Source organism: Erythrobacter mangrovi (assembly GCF_013260645.1).
GTDB classification, from domain to species: domain Bacteria; phylum Pseudomonadota; class Alphaproteobacteria; order Sphingomonadales; family Sphingomonadaceae; genus Qipengyuania; species Qipengyuania mangrovi.
The window spans coordinates 108785-131375 of record NZ_CP053921.1; the positions used below are offsets into that span (position 1 = coordinate 108785).

The window sequence follows — 22591 nt, forward strand, 5'->3', positions numbered from 1 at the left end:
ATGAACGACAGCTACGATGCAATCGTCCTGGGCGCAGGCGCTGCCGGGCTGATGTGCGCGGCACGTGCGGGGCAGCGCGGGCGGCGCGTGTTGGTGCTCGAGAAGGCGGAAGCGCCGGGCAAGAAGATCCTCATCTCGGGTGGCGGGCGCTGCAATTTCACCAATATCGGTGCCGGACCGGCAAACTACCTCAGCGCCAATCCGCATTTCGCCAAGAGCGCCCTCGCCCGCTACACGCCGCGCGATTTCCTCGAGCTGGTCGAAAGCTACGATATCGCCTGGCACGAAAAGACGCTGGGTCAGCTGTTCTGCGACGGCTCGGCCAAGCAGGTCGTCGCGATGTTGCTGGAAGAATGCGCGAAGGGCGGCGTCGAGCTGCGTTGCGGTGAAGGCATCGCTTCGGTCGCGCATGATGGAGATTTCACCGTCACCACGCAGAACGGCAGCTACACGGCACCGGCGCTGGTGATCGCCACCGGGGGTCCCTCGATCCCCAAGATGGGCGCAACCGGCTTCGCCTATGACCTTGCGCGCCAGTTCGGGCTCAAGGTCGTCGAACCGCGCCCCGCGCTGGTGCCGCTGACACTTGGCGGGGAAGAGGTGCTGTTTCGCGAGATTTCGGGTGTCTCGGCCCCGGTGATCGCGACGGCCAACAAGACGAGCTTTGCCGAGGCGGCGCTGTTTACCCATCGCGGCCTGTCCGGACCGGCGATCCTGCAGGTCAGCTCCTACTGGCGGCCGGGCGATCCGGTGGCCGTGAATTTCTTGCCTGGGCGGAATCCGGAATGGCTGCTGGACGGCAAGCGCACCCACCCCCGCGCCACCTTGCGCAGCCTGTTGCGCGACGCCCTGCCCGACCGCCTCGCCGACATCCTCGCCGAAAAGCTGGGGATTCCGGGAGAACTGGGGAACGCGACCGACAAGGCCCTGCGCGCCGCCAGTGAGCGCCTGGGCCGCTGGGAATTCCATCCCAACGGCACCGAAGGCTTCGCCAAGGCCGAGGTCACGGTGGGCGGCATATCGACCGCCGAACTGTCGTCCAAGACCATGGAAGCGAAGCGAATTCCCGGTCTCTACGTGATTGGTGAGGCAGTCGACGTGACCGGCTGGCTGGGCGGCTATAACTTCCAGTGGGCCTGGGCCAGCGCGGTCGCCGCGGGCGAGGCGCTCTAGGCCGCCGCCGCTAGGGAAGTGCTTGACCTAGGCGGCAAGTTGACCCGCCCACCCCCTGTGTTAGCTTCTGCAGCATTCGGACCTGAAACAAGCAGGCCGGGAGAGGATTTACCCGCTGCGCTCAAGTCGCGAAGCGGTAGCGCGAAAGGACTTCTATGCGCCAGCTCCAGGGGATGGATGCGAGTTTCGTCGCGCTGGAAACGCGCAATTCGCCGATGCACATCGGCTCGATCCTCATCTACAACCCGGAGACCGCGCCCGGAGGCTTCGTCCGCTTCAAGGATATCCTGAACTTCTTCGAGAGCCGTATGCAGCTCAGCCGGACGATCCGCCAGCGGCTGGTGCGCGTGCCTTTCGACCTCGACTATCCCTATTGGATCGAGGATCCGGAATTCGACCTGGAATACCACGTCCGCCACATCGCGCTGCCCAAGCCGGGCGATTGGCGCCAGTTGTGCATCCAGGCAGCGCGGATTTTCGCCCGGCCGCTCGACCTCACCCGTCCGCCGTGGGAATTCACCGTTGTCGAAGGGCTGGAGAACATCCCCAACGTGCCCAAGGGTAGCTTCGCCATGGTGACCAAGGTCCACCATGCCGCGATCGACGGGATGAGCGGCATCGACCTGATGGAGGCGATGCATACCTTGAGCCCCGACGAAGCGCCGCCCACGGCACCGGATTCGTGGAAGCCGGAGAAAGTGCCCAATCCGGTCGAACTGCTGGGCAAGAGCTACTTCAATGCCATCATCAACCCGCTCAAGCAGATCGAAGTCGCCGCCAAGGCCGCGCCCGGCCTGGCCAAGGCGCTCAAGGGGCTGGTCGCCAAGGAATTCAATGTCTCGGGTGAGATGATCGCACCCAAGACCCGCTTCAACCGGGCGATTTCAGGCCATCGCGTGGTCGAAGGACGCAGCGTTCCGCTTGCCGATATTAAGGCGATCCGCAACGCGGTGCCCGGCGCCAAGGTCAATGACGTGTTCCTGACGATCATCGGCGGGGCCATGCGCAAATACCTGCTGGCCAAGGACGATCTGCCCAAGAAGACGCTTACCGCTATGGCGCCGATTTCGGTCCGCGCGAAGGATGAGAAGGGCGACATGGGCAACCAGGTCGCAGCGATGATCGCGCCGCTCGGCACGCATATCGCAGACCCGCTCGAGCGCATGCAATTCGTCCATGAACGCACCACCAATTCCAAGGCGATGACCGACGCCATGGGCGCGCGCAACATGACCGAAGTGAGCAAGGTCAGCCCGGCCCTGTGGATGAGCCTTGGCGCGCAGCTCTATACGCGCCTCGGTCTTGCCAATCGCGGGGTCGGCCCGGTGTTTTCGACGGTGGTGACCAATGTCCCCGGGCCGCCGGTGCCGATCTATTCCTCAGGTGCGCGGCTTGAGAGCATGATGGGCCTGCTGTGCCTGACCGACGGGCTCGGCCTTGGCCATGTGGTGCAAAGCTATACCGACGAGGCGACGATTTCCTTCACCGCCTGTCGCGAGCTGCTGCCCGATCCTGAATTCTACGTGCAATGTATCGAGGACAGTTTCCACGAGCTGCGCGACGCGGCGAAAGCCGCCAATGCGGCGGCCCCCGCGGCCAAGGCCGAGGGGCCCGCGAAGGCCGCACCCAAGAAGGCATCGGTAACCAAGAAACCCGCCGCTACGAAGCGGACTACAACAAGCAGGAAAACGCCCGCCAAGGGCACCAAGCGGGTCGCCAGCCGCAAGACGGCTGCCCGCAAAGGGAAAGGAACACCAAAGGCGTGAACGCAACCACCACGATCGAGGCTGAGGCGCGTCCTCCGCACACGCTGTTGATGCTGACCGAGCCGCCGCGCGCGATGGGCGAACTCGCCAGCTTCTACGCACTGCGCCCGCTGATGCGCCGCCTGCCCAAGGGTGACGGACACGGGGTGCTGGTGCTGCCCGGCTTCATGGCCTCCGATACTTCGACCGCCCCCTTGCGTTCGCTGCTCAGCAGCCTCGGCTACGATGCGGTCGGCTGGAACCTTGGCCGCAATGTCCGCGTCGACAATGCCCGCATCGCGGCGATGATGGCCTGCGTCGACACGCTGCACGAACGCACCGGCGGCAAGATCAGCATCGTCGGCTGGAGCCTCGGCGGCGTTTTCGCGCGCGAACTGGCCAAGCTGGCGCCCGAGAAGGTGCGCATGGTGATCAGCCTGGGCAGTCCGATCAGCGACGATCGTGGCCACACCAATGCCCGCCGGCTGTTCGAATACCTCAACGGCAACGAGCCCGAGCCGGTGCGCGAGGGCCAGTTTCGCGAGCTGGGCAAGGCCCCGCCGGTGCCAACGACCTCGATCCTGACCAAGGCCGATGGAGTGGTCCATTGGCGCGGATCGGTCCAGGCAGGCGACCACGAACATTGCGAGAATATCGAAGTCTATGCCAGCCATTGCGGCCTGGGGGTCAACCCCGCCGTCGCCTTTGCCGTGGCGGATCGGCTGGCGCAGCCCGAGGGGCAATGGCGCAAGTTCTCTCCGCGCGGGATCGCCAACCTCATCTTCCCGAGGTCGCGCCTGCACTGACCGCCAGCGCTAGAACTGTTTCCTGAGATCGATGCCGAGATAACGCCCGACCGGGTCGAGCCGGAGCGGATCGAAGGCGTCGGGGACATTGCCCTGCGCGTCGGTTACCCGGCGGCGCGTGTCGAAGACGTTGTCGACCACGAAGGCGACGCGGAAACCCTTCAGGAAGCCGCCGTCTTGCTTGAGGATCTGGCCCAGGTCGGCGAACAGGCGCACATCGAAGGTCGCGATGTCGCCATAGAACAGGTCGCTCGATCCAGGCAGGCCGCTGCCGCGCAGCACCGCCTTGCCCTGGTAGCGTCCCGACAGGCGCACACCGTAGCCGTTCCAGAACAGCCCGCCTTCGAGCGTCGAGGTGTGCTTGGGCACCACGCCGCCGCCGATCACTTCACCGTCAAGCTGGTCGAACAAGGCCCCGCCCTGGGCCAGCTGGATCTCGTTCTCGAGGGCGATCGAGTGGTTGAAATTGATGAAATAGCGCCCCCGCCCGTCGCCGCCAGGGCCACGGCCGAAGGGCACGCCACCGGGCCCACCTCGCGCGCCACCGGCTCCACCGGCCGCAGGTGCGCCGCCGCCACCCGGTGCGCACATGCGGGCACGCATCTGCGAAAGCCGCTCCTGGTCGATTTCGCCATCCGGTCCCTTGAGCCGTTGGAGCATCTCAGGGGGGAGCTTGGCGGGATCGAAAGGCTCGGCGCACAGCGCGGTGCGCATGGCTTCGAACTGCTGGGCAGTCTGCTCGCTGCAGAAACGTTGCCGCAGCTCCATGACCTTGACCGGATCGGGTTGCCCATCGGGTCCCACCAGGCGCGCGCGCATCTGCTCCGGCAGTTGCGACAGGTCGGGCATGGTACCCTCGGGCGCTGCGCAGACTTGTTGCCGCAGCTGCTGGAAGCGCGCCGGATCGAAACCGGGACCACGCCCCTGTCCACCGGTACCGCCCGGCCCGCGACTGACCTGGCCACCCCCTTCCGGTGCACGCGCCTTGCCCACCGTGCCGCGCGTGCTGAGGCCAAAGGAGAGCGAGCGGCTGGAGGTCCGGTACAGCGTAACCGGGCGCAGATCGACCAACTGGAGATCACCGGTGCCGTCGCGGCTCACCCGGTCAGTGAAGGCACTCTCGAATGCCGCCGTATAGGACGGTGACGCCAGTGTGACGTCGCGCGAGCGGTTGACCGCGTAGTCGACCTGCAGGCGCGTATCCTTCCAGAACGGCAGTTCCCAATTGGCACCAAATTTCCAGTCGGACTGGGTCTCCGCGGTCAGGTTCGGGTTGCCGCCACTGACGACGGTGGCGAAGACCTCATTCCCGGTCGCGAAGTCGACCAGGGGCACGTTGAGCGTATCGACCCGCGGATTGCCGAGCGCTGAAATGCTGGGCGCGCTTTCGCGCCAGATGCGCGTGGCCTGCAGGTTGAGGCTGCCGAAGGGCGACCAGTTGAGTCCGGCGCTCCACCTGGTCAGCGAACCGAAATCCGAAAGATCCTCGATCCCGGCAGAGAAATTGGCACTCAAGGTACCGATGGCGCCCCAGGCGCCATCGCGTTCCGCAATCGGCACGATCAGATTGGCACCGGTACGCAGCCTTCGCCGGGTAATCGAGACCTCGCTGGCAGACCGCGTGTCGCTGCTTTCCAGCCGCTTCCATTCGAGTTCCACGTCGAACGTCGTCGTTACATCACCCGCAGGCAGTGCGAGCGGATAGCCAGTGAAGGTGGCCTTGTTCTCGATCGTGCGCGAACGCGATTCGGCCAGATCGAAACCTGTGTCGCCGCGGCGGTCGATCTCAGTATCGGCATTGGCCAGCACCACATCGGTGGTCAGGCTGGCCTGCCAATCGCCGATCCGGCGATTGTAGGCGCCACCGAACGAGAGTGCGTCAGTCTTGGCGCGCCGCTGCAGCGTCGAAACGGTGCCGGCTATCGAACGCAGGCCGGAAAGCGCAGTGCCCTCGGTCCGTGTAGCCGTCCCGTTGAGGCTGAGCGAAGCGCCGCTTTCGATGAAGGCGCGCGCGTAGTTGACGGTGCCCGCTGCCGAATAGCTGTCCGCAACGAGGCTACGGAACGGAGCTTCGTCTGCAACCCCGGGAATGGTCGAAGGAACGACGAAGCCACGTTCGGCTTCGGTCAGGGCACTGGTGTCCTGCAGGTTGAGATTGAAGTTGAGCCGACCGCCATCGGCGATCTTGAGATAGGTCGCCTCTTGCTGGTTGCGTGCATAGCCGCCGCTGTCAGGGGCTTCGAGCTCGAGTTCGGCGGTCAGTGCGGCAAAATCGTCCTTGAGGACGATATTGACCACGCGCTGGTCGGGATCGAACCCGAAGCGCTGAGCCACCTCTTCGGCGAAAACTTCCACCTTTGCAATCGCTTCAGGGGGGTAGGAGGATATCTCGCGAAAGCTCGAAACGCGGATACCGTTGACCAGGATCACTGGCCGCCCACCCCGCGATCCGCGGCCGCTCGAAGTCGCAGGCCCCAGCGCCTCGACGATGTCGGCGATCGAGCTACCGCCGAACGAGGCGATATCCTCGGCGTCATATTCCGCCACCGGCGGCTGGTCGACGATCAGCTGGCCGCGAATCCGCTCGCCGGAGACGATGATCGTGTTGGGATCATATGCCGATCCTTCCGCCTCGTCCTTGATCGGCGGCGCAGCCTGCCCGGTGTCCTGGGCTTGCGCCCCGGCACTCCAGGCAATGGCAATCAGCGATGCGGAAAAAATGGCAAGCGTTCTCAAGACGAAACCCAAAAAGGAGGAAACCGCTTCACCCCACCGGCACGGTCATTGCGCAATAGAATTCGCACGCACAAGGCCGGTTCCTGTATCGCTTTGTCGCTGGTCGATGAATGTAGCCTTTCCGTCGGGAAACGACCTTTCTTACCGAGGCTTCCCTTTTGGCGCGCCGCCCGCTAAAGGCCGCGGCCACGAATTCACCACATTTACTGGAACCTGAAACTGCATGGCCAAAGAAGAACTCCTCGAAATGCGCGGCAAGGTAGTCGAGCTGCTGCCGAACGCGATGTTCCGGGTTGAGCTCGAAAACGGTCACGAAGTGCTCGGCCACACCGCCGGCAAGATGCGCAAGAACCGTATCCGCGTGCTGGTGGGCGACGAGGTCCTGTGCGAACTGACCCCCTACGATTTGACCAAGGCGCGCATCACCTACCGCTTTATGCCCGGTCGCGGCGGCCCCGGCCCGCAGTAAGACCGCGTGGGCCAGCCCACACTCATCCTCGCGTCTGCAAGCCTGCGTCGCCGCGAAATGATCGCGCGGCTCGGGGTGACGCCGGACGCGATCGTTCCTTCCGATATCGACGAGACTCCCCGGAAGGGCGAGTTGCCGCGCGACTATGCGCGGCGCATGGCGCGTGAGAAGGCCGAAGTGGCTGCGCCGTCTGACAGTTTCGTGCTGGCAGGCGACACGGTGGTCGCGGTCGGCCGCCGAATCCTGCCCAAGGCAGAAGACGAGGCGACCGCGCGCGAGTGCCTCGACCTGATTTCGGGCCGTCGGCATCGGGTGCTATCGGCCATCGCCCTGCGTGCACCCGATGGTACGATCCGCGAACGGCTGAGCGAGACCATTGTCATCTTCAAGCGCCTGTCGACCGAAGAGATCGAGGCCTATCTCGCCAGCGGCGAATGGCACGACAAGGCCGGCGGCTACGGTATCCAGGGTGCGGCCGAGGGCCTGATCCGGCGGATCGACGGCAGCCATTCGGGCGTGGTCGGCCTGCCACTCTACGAGACCCGCGCGCTGCTCAAGGCCGCGGGCTTCGCCATTGGCTGAGTGGGTCGTCGAACACGGGATCGGCGAGCAGCGAGCGTTGCTGCTCGATGGCGATAGGGTACTGGCTGCAAAACTGCGTTGGCCCGGGGAACTACATGCCGGGCAGCCGGTCAAGCTGACGCTGTACTCCAAGCCGACCGGGGCCAGTCGCGGGGTCGCCCGCGATGCCGGAGGCACCGAGGTCCTGGTGGACAAGCTACCCGCTGGACTGTCGGAAGGTATGAGCTTCGATGCCGTGATCACCCGCGCTGCCATCGCCGAAACCGGGCGACTCAAGCGCCCTCAGGCACGCCATGCATCTGCAGGCACCGCGACGCCCGATGGGTCAGCAGACATTTTCGAACGCGGCAACACGCTGCGCCGGTTCGCTCCCGGCCTCTGGGAAGAGGTTTGGGATGCGGCTGCATCGGGCGAAGTATCGTTTCCCGGTGGCTCACTGCTGTTCAGCGTGACCCCGGCAATGACGGTGGTCGATATCGACGGCGACCTGCCCTCCCGCGAACTGGCGCTGGCAGCCGTACCCGCGCTCGCCCGCGCGTTGCCGATGTTCGACCTTGGCGGGTCGATCGGGATCGATTTCCCGACACTCGAGGCCAAGGCAGACCGCAAGGCAGTCGATTCCGCGCTCGAAGACGCATTCGCCGACTGGCCGCATGAGCGTACGGCCATGAACGGCTTCGGTTTCGTGCATATCGTGGCACGGCTGGACGGCCCGTCGCTCCTCCATCGCTTCGCCTCTTCGCGGGTTGGCATGGCCGCGCGAATGGCGCTGCGTCGCGCGGAAATGGTCGAAGGACCCGGTGCGACGTTGCTCTCCGTACATCCCGCGCTCAAGGCAAAGCTCACGCCAGAGTGGTTTGCGGAGCTAGAACGCCGCACCGGTCGACCCACGCGCGTCGAAACCAATCCCGGACTTGCGATCGAAGCGGCGCAGGCCCAGAGCGTGCCGCTATGAGCACGACCAAACCCTGCCCCATTTGTAGGAAACCCCGCAGCGCCGAGTTCGCGCCCTTCTGCTCGCCCCGCTGCCGGGATCGCGACCTGGCGCAATGGTTCGGCGATGGCTACGCCGTGCCCGGCCGCCCCGCGCAGCCGGAGGAAATTGCCCGCGAGGTACTGCGGGGCGAGGACGACTGAATTACCCCCTTGCCAAGCGCGCAGGCCTTCGCCATAGGCGCGCACTCATTGCTCGCGGGGCTCTTGCAGCCCCTTCGCCGAAGCAGTGTGCCCGGGTAGCTCAGTGGTAGAGCAGACGACTGAAAATCGTCGTGTCGGTGGTTCGACTCCGCCCCTGGGCACCACTTCGCTACCCGAGCGATAGCCCTTCCCAGACCAGCCTGACCGCGCTGTCCAGCACAGCAAGATCGCGCGGTCGCGTGAGCCTGAACACCGGCACCTGTGCCACCACCCGCGCCGCGAGCGCGCCTTGCTCGCCCCACAGGCCCATCGCCTCGAGCGCATCGGGCCGGTAGATTGTGCCCGCCAGCACAGCCTTGAGCGCCTCGCCGCCGATGAGCGGCTCGAGGGCCAGCGTCTCGCCGGTCGCCAGCACCACGATTGCAGCGAGTGGCAATGGGTCGTCGCCCGCATGGTGCGATGGTACCGAACAGTGGAACTTGTCCTCGCGCATCCAGTCGCGCTCCGTCACGCGATCGCGCCAACCAAGCTGGTCGATCGCTTGGCTCCACAGCTTGATCCGCGCGCTCGACGGGTGGAGCAGTGCGGCGCCCCCGCCCAGCTCGACCCGGCTGAGATCGTCGGCAACCAGGGCTGCGCCACTCGCGATTGCGGCAGCGGCCATGGTGCTCTTTCCCTCGCCCGAATCGCCACAGAACAGCACTGCGCGCCCGCCGCGTTCCACTGCGCTGCCGTGCCACATGGCATGGCCCCGTTGGTAGCCGAGCAGGCCCCATGCGCTGCCCAGCGTAAACAAGCGCAACTCGCGCGGATCGGCGGCGAGGCTGGGATAGAGCGTCATTACGCATCCGCGCTCGAGCTTCCATCCGCCGACGCCCTCGACCGCGAAGCTTACCGTATCACCGTGTGCGAAGATTGCGCCATTCGCCGGGAAATCGGGCATGTGCCCCTCCGATAGGACGATAGTCACATCGGGCTCGTCTGCATCGCCACCTGCAAAGGCGGCCCATTCGGGCAGCTCGATCTCTGACGCGACCGATAGGCCTGAATGGAAATAGCGGTGCATGCGGGGCAATGTTGCCCGGGCATCCGGGGCCGCGCAAGCTTCACCTGCCGCGTCGCACAGGCTACGCCACCTGCCATGCACGAAACCGCTTCCGACGCGCTCTCCGCTTTCGACATGGCCGCCTTGCTGGTGGTCGCCTCGGCTCTCCTCGGCTGGTTCAACCATCATTTCATCAAGCTGCCGCATGTGATCGGGCTGACGGTGATGGGCGCCTTGGCCGCTATCGGGCTGATGGCCACCAATGCCTTCATCCCCGGCGTCACGCTCGACGATTGGGTGACGAACCTGCTGGCAGAGCTCAATTTCACCGAGACGCTGCTGCAGGGGATGCTCAGCTTCCTGCTCTTCGCCGGCGCGCTGCATGTCGATCTCGACCGGCTGAAGGTAGCGTGGTTGCCGGTGCTGATGCTCTCCACCGTCGGGGTCATCGTCTCGACCATACTGGTCGGCTTCGCGGCCTGGGGTGCAGGGCTGGCGCTGGGACTGCCGATCGCCCCGATCTGGTACTTTGTCTTCGGCGCATTGATCTCGCCCACCGATCCGGTCTCGGTGCTCGGCGTGCTGCGCGAGGAAGCCGTTCCCCTGTCGCTGCAAAGCGCGGTCGCGGGCGAAAGCCTGTTCAACGACGGCGTGGGCATCGTGGTCTTTTCGATCCTGCTCGGTGCGGCGCTGACCGGGGCGGATTTCTCGCTGACCGAAGGCGCGCGACTGTTCGCGCTGGAGGCCGGCGGCGGCGTACTGGTCGGGCTGGTTTTCGGCTGGGTCGGCTATCACGCGCTCGCCAGCATGGACGAATATACGCTGGAGGTGCTGATCACGCTCGCCATCGTTATGGGCGGCTATGCGCTGTGTTCGAGCTTGCATGTCTCGGGTCCGCTGGCGATGGCGGTCGCCGGCCTGCTGATCGGCAACCAGGGGGTTACCTTTGCGATGAGCGATGTGACCCGCGACTATGTCCTCAAGTTCTGGGAGCTGGTCGACGAGTTACTCAATTCCGTCCTGTTCCTGCTGATCGGGCTGGAGATGATCGCGCTGGCGCCGGGCATCGACGACCTGTTGTTCGGGCTCGCCGCAATCCCGCTGACCCTGGCTGCGCGCGCCATCTCGGTCGCCTTGTCGACCAAGGCCATCCCGGCGACGCGGCTGTCGGAAAAAGGCGCGGGGCGCGTGCTGGTCTGGGGCGGCCTGCGCGGCGGCATATCGATCGCGCTGGTGCTCTCACTTCCGCCCGGCGAAACCCGCGAACTGATCCTTGCCGCAACCTTTGCCGCGGTGCTGTTCAGCGTGCTGGTCCAGCGCGCCACGCTGGGGCGGCTGATTGCCAAGCTGAAGGACGATCATGCTCCCGCGGTAGAGGACACGCCGTCGCGCGCCGTGCACTAGGCCTCGGCCAGGTCATCCGCGGCCTCGCCGATCGCGCCCCATATTTGCGCCAAGTCGCTGTCGTCGATACAAAAGGGCGGCATCACATAGACGGTATTGCCCAGTGGGCGCAGCAGCAGGTCCCTCTCGCGAAACCGCCTGAGCAGGCGCGGACCGAGGTCGGACAGATAGGCGCCTTCCGCACTGCCCAGTTCCAGCGCAGCGATCGTCCCGCATTGCCGTGCGTTGCGGACTGCGCGGTGGTTGGACAATGCCGCGAGATGCGCCTGTTGCCGCTCCGCGAGCGAGGCAATCCGTTCGCGCACCGGTTCTTCCCGCCAGATCGCCAGGTTCGCCGCGGCGGCTGCGCAGGCGAGCGGGTTGGCAGTATAGCTCGACGAGTGGAAGAAGGTCTTCGAGCGGTCCCGCGAGAAGTGCGATTCCCAGATCGCCTCGCTCGCCATCGTCACCGCCAGGGGCAAGGAGCCGCCAGTCAAGCCTTTGGAAAGACAGAGGATATCCGGCACCACGCCCGCGTGCTCGCAGGCCAGAAGCGTTCCCGTCCGCCCCCAGGCAGTCATGACCTCATCGGCAATCAACAGCACGCCATACTTGGCGCATATGGCGTGCATCTGGGCGAGGATGTGGGCCGGATACATCAGCATCCCGCCCGCGCCGAGAACCAGCGGCTCGACGATGAAGGCCGCCGCACCCTTGCGGCATTCCGCTTCCAGCGCATCGAAGGTCGCCTGCGGGTCCTCACCCGGAAAGGGAATACGCCCGACGTCGAACAGCAACGGGGCATAGGCGGCATTGAAGACGCCGCGCGCGCCGACCGACATCGCCCCGATCGTGTCGCCGTGATAGGAATGTTCCATCACCACCAGCCGGTGGCGCGGCTCGCCGCGATTGGCAAAATGGCCGAGCGCCATCTTCAGCGCCACCTCAACCGAGGTCGATCCGCTGTCGGAGAAGAACACCCGGGTCAGCTCGTCGGGCATGATCCTGCACAGCTCGGCGGCGACCTCTTCCGCGGGTTGATGTGTCCAGCCGGCGAAAATCATCTGGTCTAACCGTTCGGCCTGTTCGCACACCGCGGACATGATGCGCGGATGGCAGTGACCGTGCGTGGTCACCCACCAGCTCGAGATAGCGTCGATCACCCGGCATCCATCGGCGGTGTACAGCGCAGCACCTTCGGCTCGGGTGACCAGCGGGACCGGCTCGCCCAGCCCGTGCTGGGTGAAGGGATGCCAGACGGGGGAGTTGTTCATGCGAAATCACCCAGGTCGAAGCCATCGGCGAACGCCTTCGCCAGCGTGTTGGCATTCAGCTCGGGCAGCCACGGCAGGCGCCCCAGCCGCCGCACCTGACCCAGGCGCGCAATCGTCGCTTCGCTGTCCTCCACCGCATCGCCGATGAAGGCCACGCCGTGCACCTTGCACCCGCGCGCGCGCAGCACCTCGATCGTCATCAGCGAATGGTTGATCGTGCCCAACCCGGTCCGCGCGACAACGATCACCGGCAGGCCCCAGAGGGCAAAGAGGTCGGCGTAGAGCAAGTCTCCACCCAGCGGGACCAGCGCGCCCCCTGCCCCTTCCGCCACCAACGGACGCTGCGGCGGCAGCGCCAGCCGGGAGGAGGCGATTGTCACTCCGTCAATCTCGGCGGCACGATGCGGCGAACAGGGCGTGGCAAAGCGATAGGCTTCGGGCAAGATGTGATCCGCGGGCAGGCCTGAAAGGCGAGCGACGCTCGCCGCGTCGGTTCCCTCCTCCAGCCCGGCCTGGACCGGCTTCCAGTACCAGCCTCGCAGCGCCCCGGCCAATGCGGCGGCGAAAATGGTCTTGCCGACGTCGGTATCGGTCCCAGTGACGACGAAACCGGTCATCCCAGCGCCTCCCGCAACGCCACCGCGAGTGCATCGACATCCGCTTGCGTGACATTGAGGGTGAGGGAGATCCGCAAGCGGCTCGTGCCCTCAGGCACCGTCGGTGGGCGAATGCCGCGCAGATCAAAGCCCGCCTGCTGGACGCGGCGCGCGACCTCCATGGTGCGCTTGTCGTCCCCAATCACCAATGGCAGGATCTGTGATCCGCTTACCCGCGCGCCCAGGGGTTCCAACACGCGCGCGGCATGGTCGACCAGCGATTGCAGAGCCCTGCGACGTTCGGGTTCGTCGGCGCAGATACGCAAAGCCTCACGCGCCACAGCCGCCATCAACGGCGACGGCGCGGTGGAGAAGATGAAACCCCGCCCGCGGTTCACCAAATGATCGCGCATCGCGCGCGGCCCGGTCAGTAGCGCCCCCTCGCAGCCCAGCGCCTTGCCGAGAGTATGGAGCACGATCACATCGTCCCGCCCCTCAAGTCCGGCAGCGAGTCCACGCCCGTTGGGTCCGAAGACCCCGGTCGCATGGGCATCATCGACCACCAGTATCGCACCGTGCCGCTCGGCAATCCACGCAAGCTCTGCCAGCGGCGCGTGGTCGCCGTCCATGCTGTAAAGACTCTCGACCACGATCCACGGGGTTCCGATCGCTCCGGCGCGCCGCCACTCATGGATCCCATCGTCGATAGCCTGCGCATCATTGTGCGGCACCGCGCGTGCCTCGGCCCGCGACAGCCGGAGTCCCTCATGCGCGCTGGCATGCACCAGCTCGTCATGGAAGACGCAGTCCCCCCGCTGCGGCAGCGTCGACAGCAGCGCGCTGTTGGCGGCGAAACCGGTGGCAAACCAGATCGCCGCCTCGCTGCCAAAGAAACGCGCCGCCTCCACCTCCAGCGCTTCGTGTTCGGGGTGGTTGCCCCGCAAGAGCCGCGACCCGCCCGACCCCGTTGGCACGCCCCGCTCCAACGCCGCATGTGCGGCCTTGGCAAGCCGACGTGAACCAGCCAGCGCGAGGTAGTCGTTCGAAGCAAAATCAACACCTTGACGCGGTGCAAGGGTGCGCAGCCGTCCCAACCCTTCCAGGCCTTCCAGGTCTTCAATCTGTGGGATCAATGGTAAGTGAGTGCGACTCTCGACAATCATCCGGCGCCCGCTACCCACCGCACCTGCCCGCCGCAATTGCTTTCGCACGCGCGCTTCTGTATGCGCCGGGTGAACGCCCCGGGTCGCGGTCGCCAGCCGATTCCGCCACCGGGGCGCATGCTTTTGAGCGCGAAGGAATACCTGCCCATGGCACGTCGCCGCCAGATCTACGAAGGCAAGGCCAAGATCCTCTACGAAGGCCCCGAACCGGGCACGCTGATCCAGTATTTCAAGGACGATGCGACCGCCTTCAACGCGCAGAAGAAGGGCACGATCAACGGCAAGGGCGTGATCAACAACCGCATTAGCGAGTTCGTTTTTACCCGCCTGTCGCACATCGGCATTCCCACGCACTTCATCCGCCGCTTGAACATGCGCGAGCAGCTGATCCGCCAGGTAGAGATCATCCCACTCGAAGTGATCGTGCGCAATGTCGCCGCCGGCTCGCTCAGCCGTCGGCTGGGCATCGAGGAAGGCGAACTGCTGCCGCACACGCTGCTCGAATATTGCTACAAGGACGACGGCCTCGGCGATCCGCTGGTTTCGGAAGAGGAAATCGCCTGCTTCAACTGGTGCAGCCATGAAGAGATGCAGGACATCTCGAGCATGGCGATCCGCATCAACGATTTCCTGTGCGGCATGTTCAGCGCGATCGATATCCGCCTGATCGATTTCAAGCTCGAGTTCGGCCGCATTTGGGACGGCGACTACAGCCGCGTGATCCTGGCCGACGAGATCAGCCCCGACGGCTGCCGCCTGTGGGACATCAACACCGGCGAAAAACTCGACAAGGACCGCTTCCGCCGTGACCTCGGCGGCGAGAGCGAGGCCTACCAGGAAGTCGCGCGTCGTCTTGGCATCCTGCAGAATGACGACAGTGGCCCAGGCGAAGTGCTCGACATGAATGCACACCGCGGACGGCTGCGGAGTCCGGTCAAGCCGAAGAAGTAGGCCTTGTAGCTAGATAGTTTTTGCGCAATTCTCGGCCTGTGACTGCAGTCACAGGAACGGGGGTCGCAATGCAATTACTCAAGTACTATCTCGCCTTTACATCAGTAATTGCATCGACTGCGGCGCTGGCGCAGTCAGACACAGTCGAATACGGCCCACCACCTGCGTGGGTTACGGAGTCGGAACGGCTAGCGGCGCCTGAAGATGCATCGGGCCTCTTCTTTATCGAGAGGCAGGATGCCTTGGTGCACCTGGATTCCGCTGGGCAATCGAACTTCGTCGGGCAAACCTACAAGTTGCTTCACCCCCAAGCCCTTCAATTGGGGAATATCTCACTCGAATGGGACCCCGCGGCCGGCAGGCCAATCGTTCATCGCGTTTTGATCCACCGCGACGGTCAAACAATCGACGTGCTGGAGAAGACTGGTTTCGAGATACTGCGCCGAGAAGATCAGCTCGAACAGGCTTTGCTGGATGGCAAGCTTACTGCGGTCTTGCGCGTACCGGACCTACGCGTCGGGGATGAGCTAGAATTCGCGGCCACCACCCGGACACAGGACCCTAGCCTTCGCGAGCTCAGTTATGGTGCCTTGTTTCTAGGTGATGTACCACCACCGGGACGCATTCGGCTTGGCCTGAGCTGGGAGGACGGCCAGGAACCCAACATCAAGCTTCCGCCCGCCCTGACCGACATCGCAACGCGATCATCCAACGCCTTCGATATCAGGGTAGACAACGCCAAGCCCCTGGCGGCGCCGATAGAGGCTCCACTACGTTACGCTTTACAGCGCGTCAGCGAGTACAGCGATTTTGCCCGCTGGGAGGATCTTTCCGCCAAAGTATCCATCATATTCAACGCACCAAGCCGCCTCAAACCAGACTCCCCATTAACCGAAGAGGTCAAGCGGATTGCCGCGGCGAGCGCCGATCCGATGGAACGAGCCAAAGCCGCCCTGAAGCTGGTGCAGGAGCAAGTGCGGTATATCTACGTGGGACTGGATGGCGGAAACATCACACCTGCCAGCGCCGACCTGACTTGGGAACGACGCTACGGTGATTGCAAAGGCAAGACGGTGCTGCTGCTCGCTCTTCTACGTGAATTGGGTGTCGAAGCCGAAGCTGTGCTTGCGAACAACGGCGGCCTAGACGACGGCCTCGACCAGCGCCTCCCGAGCCCCGCTGCCTTCGACCATGTGTTGGTTCGCGCCAAGATTGACGGGAAGCACTGGTGGCTCGATGGCACCTTCCCCGGTGACTATCCGCCGCTGGTTCGGCCGTTGCTGAACTATCGCTGGGTTCTGCCTCTCTCACAAAAGGGTTCCGCGCTTGAGAGGTTGCCCGCAACGCCACCGCAGCTACCGCTCGAAATGGGCCTCTATGAAATTGACGCGAGCGGGGGTTTCGACGTTCCTGCCCATATCACATCGACCCGCGTCGTACGTGGCGTTGACGGGCTCGTCTTGCACAGCCAGCTCTCGGCGCTGACCAAGGACCAACTTGAAACCGGAATGCGCAACTCCCTTGCCAGCGACCCTAATTGGGATGAAATCGAGTCCGTCGACTATCGTTTCGACCGCATGACTCAAGCCGGGATCTTGACCATAAGAGGAACGGGTAAGGCAAACTGGGATGACGATGGCGACGGCGCCTATTCGATGAGCTTGGTCGGAGGCGGCTTCAACCCTCCAACTCGCAAGCAACGCCCGAGCGACCAAGATCAGACGGCTCCCTATTATTCGACACTGGCCTACAGCTGTTATGCGACCACAGTGAAGCTACCGAAGGATACCGCACTCGACAATTGGGGTTTCAATTCCGTTTTCGACACGATGATCTTCGGACGCCTTTATTATCGCATGATGGAACGACGTGTTGATGGCACCATCCGAATGGTGCGCGGTTCACGCGTCGAAGAAGCGGAAATTTCGGCTGAAAAAGCTAAACGAGACAATGGCCGGATCGATGATTTCGACAATTCCAAGGCAAACATATATTATGATCCGGCGAACAAGATGAATGCATGGGGTCAGTTGCGGCCGGTTCCCGCATCGACCGATTCAGTCTGGCTTGGCAGTAACCCGCCGTGTTTGCCTCCAGACGTGGCCCCATAAGTCGATCCCCCAGTTCATCAGGTTGTCAGTGCAGCGAGATTAGGGCACCTCTATGCCCATGAAGATCCGCCGCGCATTCGCCTTCGCCCTTCTCCTTTCCACCTCCACCATCGCCCAGGCCGAAGCGCAGGGTTGGAATGCTGCCGACTGGGATCTCGCCGACAGCGATATCCAACCCGCAGACGGCTGGGTCTTCGGCAAGCTCGACAACGGCATGCGCTATATTCTGCGTCGGGGTGAGCGCCCCGAGGGGACCGCGTTGGTGCGCATGCTGGTCCATGCGGGATCGCTGGACGAACGCGACGATGAACGCGGTTTCGCCCACTATGTCGAGCACATGGCCTTCAACGGATCGACCAATGTGCCCGAGGGGGAAATGGTCAAGCTGCTCGAACGCCTGGGCCTTGCCTTCGGAGCGGATACCAACGCCTCGACCAGTTTCGACTACACGCAATACAAGCTCGACCTGCCGCGCACCGACGACGAATTGCTCGATACCGCGCTGATGCTGATGCGCGAAACCGCGAGCGAACTCACTTTCGCATCCGAGGCCGTCGATCGCGAACGGGGCGTGGTGCTGTCCGAGCGCCGCGTGCGCAACACTTATGCCCTGCAGAATGTAATCGACAGCCTGGCCTTCAGCTATCCCGAGGGCCGGATCGCCACTCGCCTGCCGATCGGCACCCAGGAAACGCTGGAAGCCGCCGATGCAGCCGGTCTCAAGGCGTTCTGGCAACGGGAGTACGTGCCGGCCTCAACCGTGCTGGTAGTGGTTGGAGACTTCGATCCGGCGAAGGTTGAAGGCAAGATCCGCGCGCGGTTCGGTGACTGGCGCCCCGCAACCTCGCCCGAACAACCCGCTGCGGGCCCGGTGGATCCAAACTATGCAGGGGTCACCGATATCCACCTCGATCCCGCGCTGGATGAATCGGTGACCCTGTCGCGCCACGCACCCTTCGTGGAAACCCCGGACACCAAGGCCGAACGTGCGCGCAGCCTGCTGCGCTCTATTGGCGAGCGCATCGTCGACCGACGCCTGCAACGACTTGCCCGGCAGGAAGATCCTCCGTTCCGCGGCGCAGATCTGGGATTGGGAGATACGCTCGACATCGCCCGTTCGACCCAGCTTGCCGTCGTGACCGAGGATGGCGGCTGGAAGCGCGGGCTGGACGCGGCGATCGCCGAGTATCGGCGCGCAATCCAGGACGGCTTCACCGAAGCCGAAGTGGCAGAGCAGGTCGCCAACTTCCGCAATTCATTCGAAACCGCAGCCGCGCAGGAAGCGACGCGCGGCAATGATGGCTGGGCTGCATCCGCCCTGCGCACCGCGCGCGGCGACATGGTTCCCAATGGTGCCGCGGAGCAGCTCGCACTGTTCGAAGGTTTTGAAAGCAAGATTACCCCCCAACTTGTGCTGGCGGCGCTCAAGGCAGACTGGCCGCTGATCGACAACCCGCTGATCCGGTTCACCGGCAAGACCGCACCCGAAGGTGGCGAGGCCGAACTGCGTGCGGCAGTGGTGGCAGCCTACGCCATGCCCGTCGATACCGCTGCAAGCAATGCGGTGACCGAATGGGCCTATACCGATTTCGGTACGCCGGGGACCGTGGTGGCCGATACCACCACCGCAAAGCTGGGCATCCGGACGCTGCGCTTCGCCAATGGCGTGATGCTCAACCTGAAACCAACCGAGCTGGAGCGCGACAGGATCCGGGTGGACCTGAGCGTCGATGGTGGCAGGCTGCTCGATACGCGCGAAAACCCTCTGGGCACCGATCTCGCCAGCCTCCTGCCCATGGGCGGCTTCGGCAAGCACAGCCTCGACGAGTTGCAGACCATCCTCGCGGGCCGGACGATCGGCGGTCAGTTCCGCGAACGCGACGACAGCTTCGGTCTCGAGGCGTCCACCACCCCCCGCGACCTCGAGCTGCAGCTCCAGCTGATCGCCGCCATGCTGAGCGATCCCGGCTATCGCCCGGAGGGGCTCGGATCGTGGCGGCAGGGATTGCCCGCTTTCTTCGCGCGGCTGGGCAAGACCCCCTCTTCGGCAGCCTCGGAGGCGGCCAATGCCATCCTCTCTGACAATGACCCGCGCTTCGCGCGCCAGCCGATCGAGGCCTATCAGGCCCTGAACTTCGACGTTTTGAAGGACACCATCGGCGATCGATTGGCACATGGCGCGGTCGAAATCGGGATCGTCGGCGATTTCGAAGAACAGGCGGTGATCGATCTCGTCGCGCGCACTTTGGGCGCACTGCCACCACGCGAACCTACTTTCAGGTCCTACGACCAGGGTGAGCGCACGCGTAACTTCACCGCCGAGCGCAGGGTCCATGTGATCACGCATGGTGGCGAGGAGGACCAGGCGCTGCTACGGTTCATCTGGCCGACGACCGACGACAGCGACTGGGAACTCAACAGCCAGTTGAGCCTGCTCGCATCGGTCGCCCGAGTCATGTTGACCGACACGCTGCGCGAGGAACTTGGCAAGACCTACGGCCCCGAAGTCGGCGGTTCCCAGTCCAATGTCTGGAAGGGTTACGGCACCTTCGTCATGGGCGGGCAGATCGACGTGAACGATCTTGAGGCATCGCGCGATGCGGTCCTGGCGACAGTCGCCCGCCTGCGCGACAAGCCGATCGATGCCGACCTGCTGCAACGTGCGCGCCAGCCGATCATCGAAACGCTCGACAATCGCCTCAAGAGCAATGGCGGGTGGATGGACTATGTCGACCGCGCGCAGAGCCAGGCCGACGATATCGAACGGTTCGTAACCGCCAAGGATCGCTATCTCGAGATCACGCCGGAACAGCTTCAGGCAGTGGCGCGGACCTATCTCGATCCGGCACAGGCGGTCGAATTCCGGGTTGTCCCCGAAGCCCCATAGAAAAGGGGCCGGACCTCGCGGTCCGGCCCCCTTCCCGGGCGCTCTGCCTTACGTGATCAGTAGTTCACGCGGGCCGAGATGCCGAACATCCGCGGATCGTTGACGAATGCGGTGTTGTTGTTGAAGTCGATGCCGCCCTTGACGTTATCGGCATTGGTGATGTTGCGCACGAAAGCCGCAACCTCGAAGCTGCCGTCCTGCTTGGCATAGCCGATCCGCAGGCCACCTTCGAACTGGTTGTTCGCATTGAATTCGCGGCTCTCATAGAGGAAGAAGTTGGTCTTCCCCTGATAGGTCCAGTCAGTGAAGAAGAAGATCTCTCCGTCATTGCCGACCGGGAAGCCATAGCGCGCGGTCACGTCGGCAATCCACTCGGGCGCGTTGGGGAACGGGTTGCCGTCCACCAGTGCACGCGTGTTGCCCGAGAGCACGACCGTCGGATCGGTCACGGTGCACTGCGCGCAGATGCCAACCGCCAGCGTTTCGTCCTGGATCTTCGTGTCGTTCCAGCTGACGCCGGCCGTGAGCAGGAAGTCAGGGGTGATCTGGAAGGCGCTGTCGAGTTCGAAGCCGAAGCCGCGACCCTTGTCTGCGTTGACCAGCTGCACGAGGTTACCCGCACCACCCACGGCCGAGAATTGCGGATCCTCGATCGTGTAGTAGTAGACCGCGCCGTTGAGGCGCACGCGGCGATCGGCGAGTTCCGACTTGAAGCCGACTTCGTAGCTCATGATCTTCTCGCTGGTCGCAACCGACGGGGCTGAGAAGAAGGCGACGTCGCGGCCCTGGATCGTCGGAGCGCGGAAGCCGCTCGCAACGCGTGCGAAGACGCTGGCGTCATCCGACACGTCGAAGAAACCGGCAAGGTCCCAGCTCACGCGGCTGTCTTCCACATGGGTCGGCTGCGGCGCGGCGCCCGCCAGAACGACGAAGTCCTTCTCGTCGTCGGTGTAGCGCAGGCCCGCGGTAAGCTTGGCGCGGTCGCTCAGCTTGTACGTGCCCTGGCCGAACACCGCCCAGCTTTCGTTGGTGTGATTGACGGTCACCGGCGGCGGGAAGTCGAAGCCGACTGTGGTCACGTCGAAGCCGCTGTTGAAGTAGAAGCCACCGATCTGCCAGGTGAAAGCACCCGTGTCAGCCGAGGCCAGCCGAACTTCCTGGGTGAACTGGTTGAGATCGATCGAGTCTTGCGTGTCCGATGGGAACGGGATGAAACCCGGGCCCATCTCAGGCAGGAACGAAGCACCGAAGCCGCCATCGATGTCGCCGCGGCTCGAACCGCTGCTATTGGCCCAGGCGGTGATCGAGGTCAGCGTGGCGCCGCCGAAGTCGTAATCGATCTTGGTCGAAGTGATGAAGCCCTTGTAGCCCGCCTCATTGCCGCCGCCGGCATCGTAGAACACGGTGTCGCGGTCATAGTTTTCGTTGAGGTCGTTGTTGCCCGGGCCAAGGATATTGGCGCGGAACAGGGTCGAGGTGCCGTCGAGGTCGCGGAACTGGACCGAGCTGAGGATGCTCAGCTCATCAGTCGGGGTGAGCAGCAGCTGCGCGCGGCCCGCGATTTCGTCGAACCCGCCAAGCACGTCATCCTGATCAGTGTAGCCGTTGTCGACCCAGTTGTCGCGGTGCTGGTAGAGCCCCGAAACGCGCAGCGACGCGATGCCGGGGGCGATCGGAACGGTCAGGCCCGCTTCGAGCGAGAGCGAATTGAAGGTGCCGTAGCTGGCCGAACCCTGGAAGGCGAGTTCGTCACCCGGGCGCACCGTGTCGATCTTGACGATACCGGCCGGCGTGTTGCGGCCAAACAGGGTTCCCTGCGGCCCGCGCAGCACTTCGACCCGCTCGATATCGAAAATCGGGAAGGACTTCAGCGTGACGTTTTCCATCACGATATCGTCCATCACCACCGACACCGGCTGCGATGCAGCAAGGTCGAAGTCGGTGTTGCCGAGGCCGCGGATGTAGAAGCGCGGTGCGGCGCGACCGTTCGAACTTTCGATGAACAGGCCCGGCACGCGAGCGGCAAGCGCGGTTACTTCAGCGCCCGAATCGAAGATGGTCTTGACCGTGTCGGCGTCGAGCGTTGCTGCAGACACGGCGACGTCCTGCAGGTTCTCTTCGCGACGGTTGGCGGTCACGATGATGGTGTTGAGCTGGCCCGCTTCCGCATCGTCGGATGCGTCGTCCTGGGCGAGGACGGGCTGCGAAGCGAAAGCCGCGATGGCAATCATGCTCGTCCCGAGGAAGCGAGCGGCAGTGGAGCGAATGGTCATGGATGGTTAGTCCTGCTTGAGCCCGTGGCGATCCGACCGCGGACATTTGGAGGGAAAGATTCGGTCTTTGAATCGCAACCCGCATAGCAAAGTGGCGCGGTCAGGGGGTCACCGCCGCATCCCAGTGCTACGGAATTCTTGCACTTGTTGCACTATAGTTACAGCCGTTCCCTATATGTCACGATCTTAACCATCCACCACGGCCGAGCGCGAGCATCTTGAATGCGAGGCTCCTTCGCGGCATAGGCGCGCGCAAAGCC

General features: G+C 64.2%; 17 protein-coding genes and 1 tRNA gene. 12 read left to right on the forward strand and 6 right to left on the reverse strand.

What is annotated here, in order from left to right; translation table 11 throughout:
- The 3 genes from HQR01_RS00585 to HQR01_RS00595 all read left to right on the forward strand — a co-directional run bounded on the left by HQR01_RS00585 (position 1) and on the right by HQR01_RS00595 (position 3724).
- Complete coding sequence (locus HQR01_RS00585; RefSeq protein ID WP_173216017.1) at positions 1-1173, forward strand: BaiN/RdsA family NAD(P)/FAD-dependent oxidoreductase; 1173 nt, start codon at positions 1-3, stop codon at positions 1171-1173.
- Positions 1174-1328: 155 nt separating this feature from the next.
- Entirely contained in the window at positions 1329-2939 is a 1611-nt protein-coding gene (locus HQR01_RS00590; RefSeq protein WP_234030203.1) for a WS/DGAT/MGAT family O-acyltransferase, read from the forward strand.
- On the forward strand, positions 2936-3724 hold the full coding sequence (locus HQR01_RS00595; protein ID WP_234030204.1) for an esterase/lipase family protein: 789 nt from the start codon (positions 2936-2938) through the stop codon (positions 3722-3724). The genes HQR01_RS00590 and HQR01_RS00595 overlap by 4 nt, the downstream gene beginning before the upstream one ends.
- 9 nt (positions 3725-3733) lie before the next feature.
- Here the strand turns inward: HQR01_RS00595 and HQR01_RS00600 are convergent, their stop codons facing one another.
- On the reverse strand, positions 3734-6460 hold the full coding sequence (locus tag HQR01_RS00600; protein ID WP_173211874.1) for a TonB-dependent receptor: 2727 nt from the start codon (positions 6458-6460) through the stop codon (positions 3734-3736).
- 223 nt (positions 6461-6683) lie between these two features.
- Between HQR01_RS00600 and infA the strand changes: the two genes are divergently transcribed.
- The 5 genes from infA to HQR01_RS00625 all read left to right on the forward strand — a co-directional run bounded on the left by infA (position 6684) and on the right by HQR01_RS00625 (position 8812).
- Complete coding sequence (infA, locus tag HQR01_RS00605; RefSeq protein WP_047806247.1) at positions 6684-6929, forward strand: translation initiation factor IF-1; 246 nt, start codon at positions 6684-6686, stop codon at positions 6927-6929.
- Between the two features lie 6 nt (positions 6930-6935).
- Positions 6936-7511: a Maf family protein gene (locus tag HQR01_RS00610; RefSeq protein WP_173211875.1), complete on the forward strand. Its 576-nt coding sequence runs from the start codon at positions 6936-6938 to the stop codon at positions 7509-7511.
- Positions 7504-8466 carry a ribonuclease E/G family protein gene (locus HQR01_RS00615; protein ID WP_173211876.1) on the forward strand — a complete coding sequence of 321 codons (963 nt, stop codon included), beginning with the start codon at positions 7504-7506 and terminating at the stop codon, positions 8464-8466. The genes HQR01_RS00610 and HQR01_RS00615 overlap by 8 nt, the downstream gene beginning before the upstream one ends.
- Positions 8463-8648, forward strand: a complete 186-nt coding sequence (locus HQR01_RS00620) for a DNA gyrase inhibitor YacG (RefSeq protein WP_173211877.1) — start codon at positions 8463-8465, stop codon at positions 8646-8648. Before HQR01_RS00615 ends, HQR01_RS00620 begins: the two co-directional genes overlap by 4 nt.
- An 89-nt stretch (positions 8649-8737) precedes the next feature.
- A tRNA-Phe gene (locus HQR01_RS00625) sits at positions 8738-8812 on the forward strand.
- 5 nt (positions 8813-8817) lie between these two features.
- Here HQR01_RS00625 and HQR01_RS00630 read toward each other — a convergent pair.
- The gene (locus HQR01_RS00630; RefSeq protein ID WP_173211878.1) at positions 8818-9714 is read right to left on the reverse strand and encodes a hypothetical protein; all 897 of its coding nucleotides are present in this window, start codon (positions 9712-9714) and stop codon (positions 8818-8820) included.
- Positions 9715-9789: 75 nt separating this feature from the next.
- On the opposite strand from HQR01_RS00630, the gene HQR01_RS00635 reads away from it, so the two are divergent.
- Positions 9790-11097, forward strand: coding sequence for a cation:proton antiporter (locus HQR01_RS00635; RefSeq protein ID WP_173211879.1), 1308 nt, complete (start codon positions 9790-9792; stop codon positions 11095-11097).
- On the opposite strand, the gene HQR01_RS00640 is transcribed toward HQR01_RS00635, so the two are convergent.
- From HQR01_RS00640 to HQR01_RS00650, 3 genes are read right to left on the reverse strand one after another with little or no spacing between them, the layout of a single operon-like run.
- Positions 11094-12350 (reverse strand): adenosylmethionine--8-amino-7-oxononanoate transaminase, encoded by a 1257-nt coding sequence (locus HQR01_RS00640; RefSeq protein ID WP_173211880.1) that lies wholly within the window; start codon positions 12348-12350, stop codon positions 11094-11096. The genes HQR01_RS00635 and HQR01_RS00640 overlap by 4 nt on opposite strands.
- The gene (bioD, locus tag HQR01_RS00645) at positions 12347-12967 is read right to left on the reverse strand and encodes a dethiobiotin synthase (RefSeq protein WP_173211881.1); all 621 of its coding nucleotides are present in this window, start codon (positions 12965-12967) and stop codon (positions 12347-12349) included. The genes HQR01_RS00640 and bioD overlap by 4 nt, the downstream gene beginning before the upstream one ends.
- On the reverse strand, positions 12964-14079 hold the full coding sequence (locus HQR01_RS00650) for an 8-amino-7-oxononanoate synthase (protein WP_234030205.1): 1116 nt from the start codon (positions 14077-14079) through the stop codon (positions 12964-12966). Before HQR01_RS00650 ends, bioD begins: the two co-directional genes overlap by 4 nt.
- 177 nt (positions 14080-14256) lie before the next feature.
- Here HQR01_RS00650 and purC point away from each other — a divergent pair, with 177 nt between their 5' ends.
- The 3 genes from purC (at position 14257) to HQR01_RS00665 (ending at position 20058) form a co-directional block, all read left to right on the forward strand.
- Positions 14257-15060 carry a phosphoribosylaminoimidazolesuccinocarboxamide synthase gene (purC, locus tag HQR01_RS00655; protein ID WP_173211883.1) on the forward strand — a complete coding sequence of 268 codons (804 nt, stop codon included), beginning with the start codon at positions 14257-14259 and terminating at the stop codon, positions 15058-15060.
- A 68-nt stretch (positions 15061-15128) separates the two neighbouring features.
- Positions 15129-17171 (forward strand): DUF3857 domain-containing protein, encoded by a 2043-nt coding sequence (locus HQR01_RS00660; RefSeq protein ID WP_173211884.1) that lies wholly within the window; start codon positions 15129-15131, stop codon positions 17169-17171.
- A gap of 58 nt (positions 17172-17229) precedes the next feature.
- Positions 17230-20058, forward strand: a complete 2829-nt coding sequence (locus tag HQR01_RS00665; protein ID WP_173211885.1) for a M16 family metallopeptidase — start codon at positions 17230-17232, stop codon at positions 20056-20058.
- A gap of 56 nt (positions 20059-20114) precedes the next feature.
- Here HQR01_RS00665 and HQR01_RS00670 read toward each other — a convergent pair whose 3' ends face one another.
- The gene (locus HQR01_RS00670; protein ID WP_173211886.1) at positions 20115-22331 is read right to left on the reverse strand and encodes a TonB-dependent receptor; all 2217 of its coding nucleotides are present in this window, start codon (positions 22329-22331) and stop codon (positions 20115-20117) included.
- Between the last annotated feature and the right edge of the window lie 260 nt (positions 22332-22591).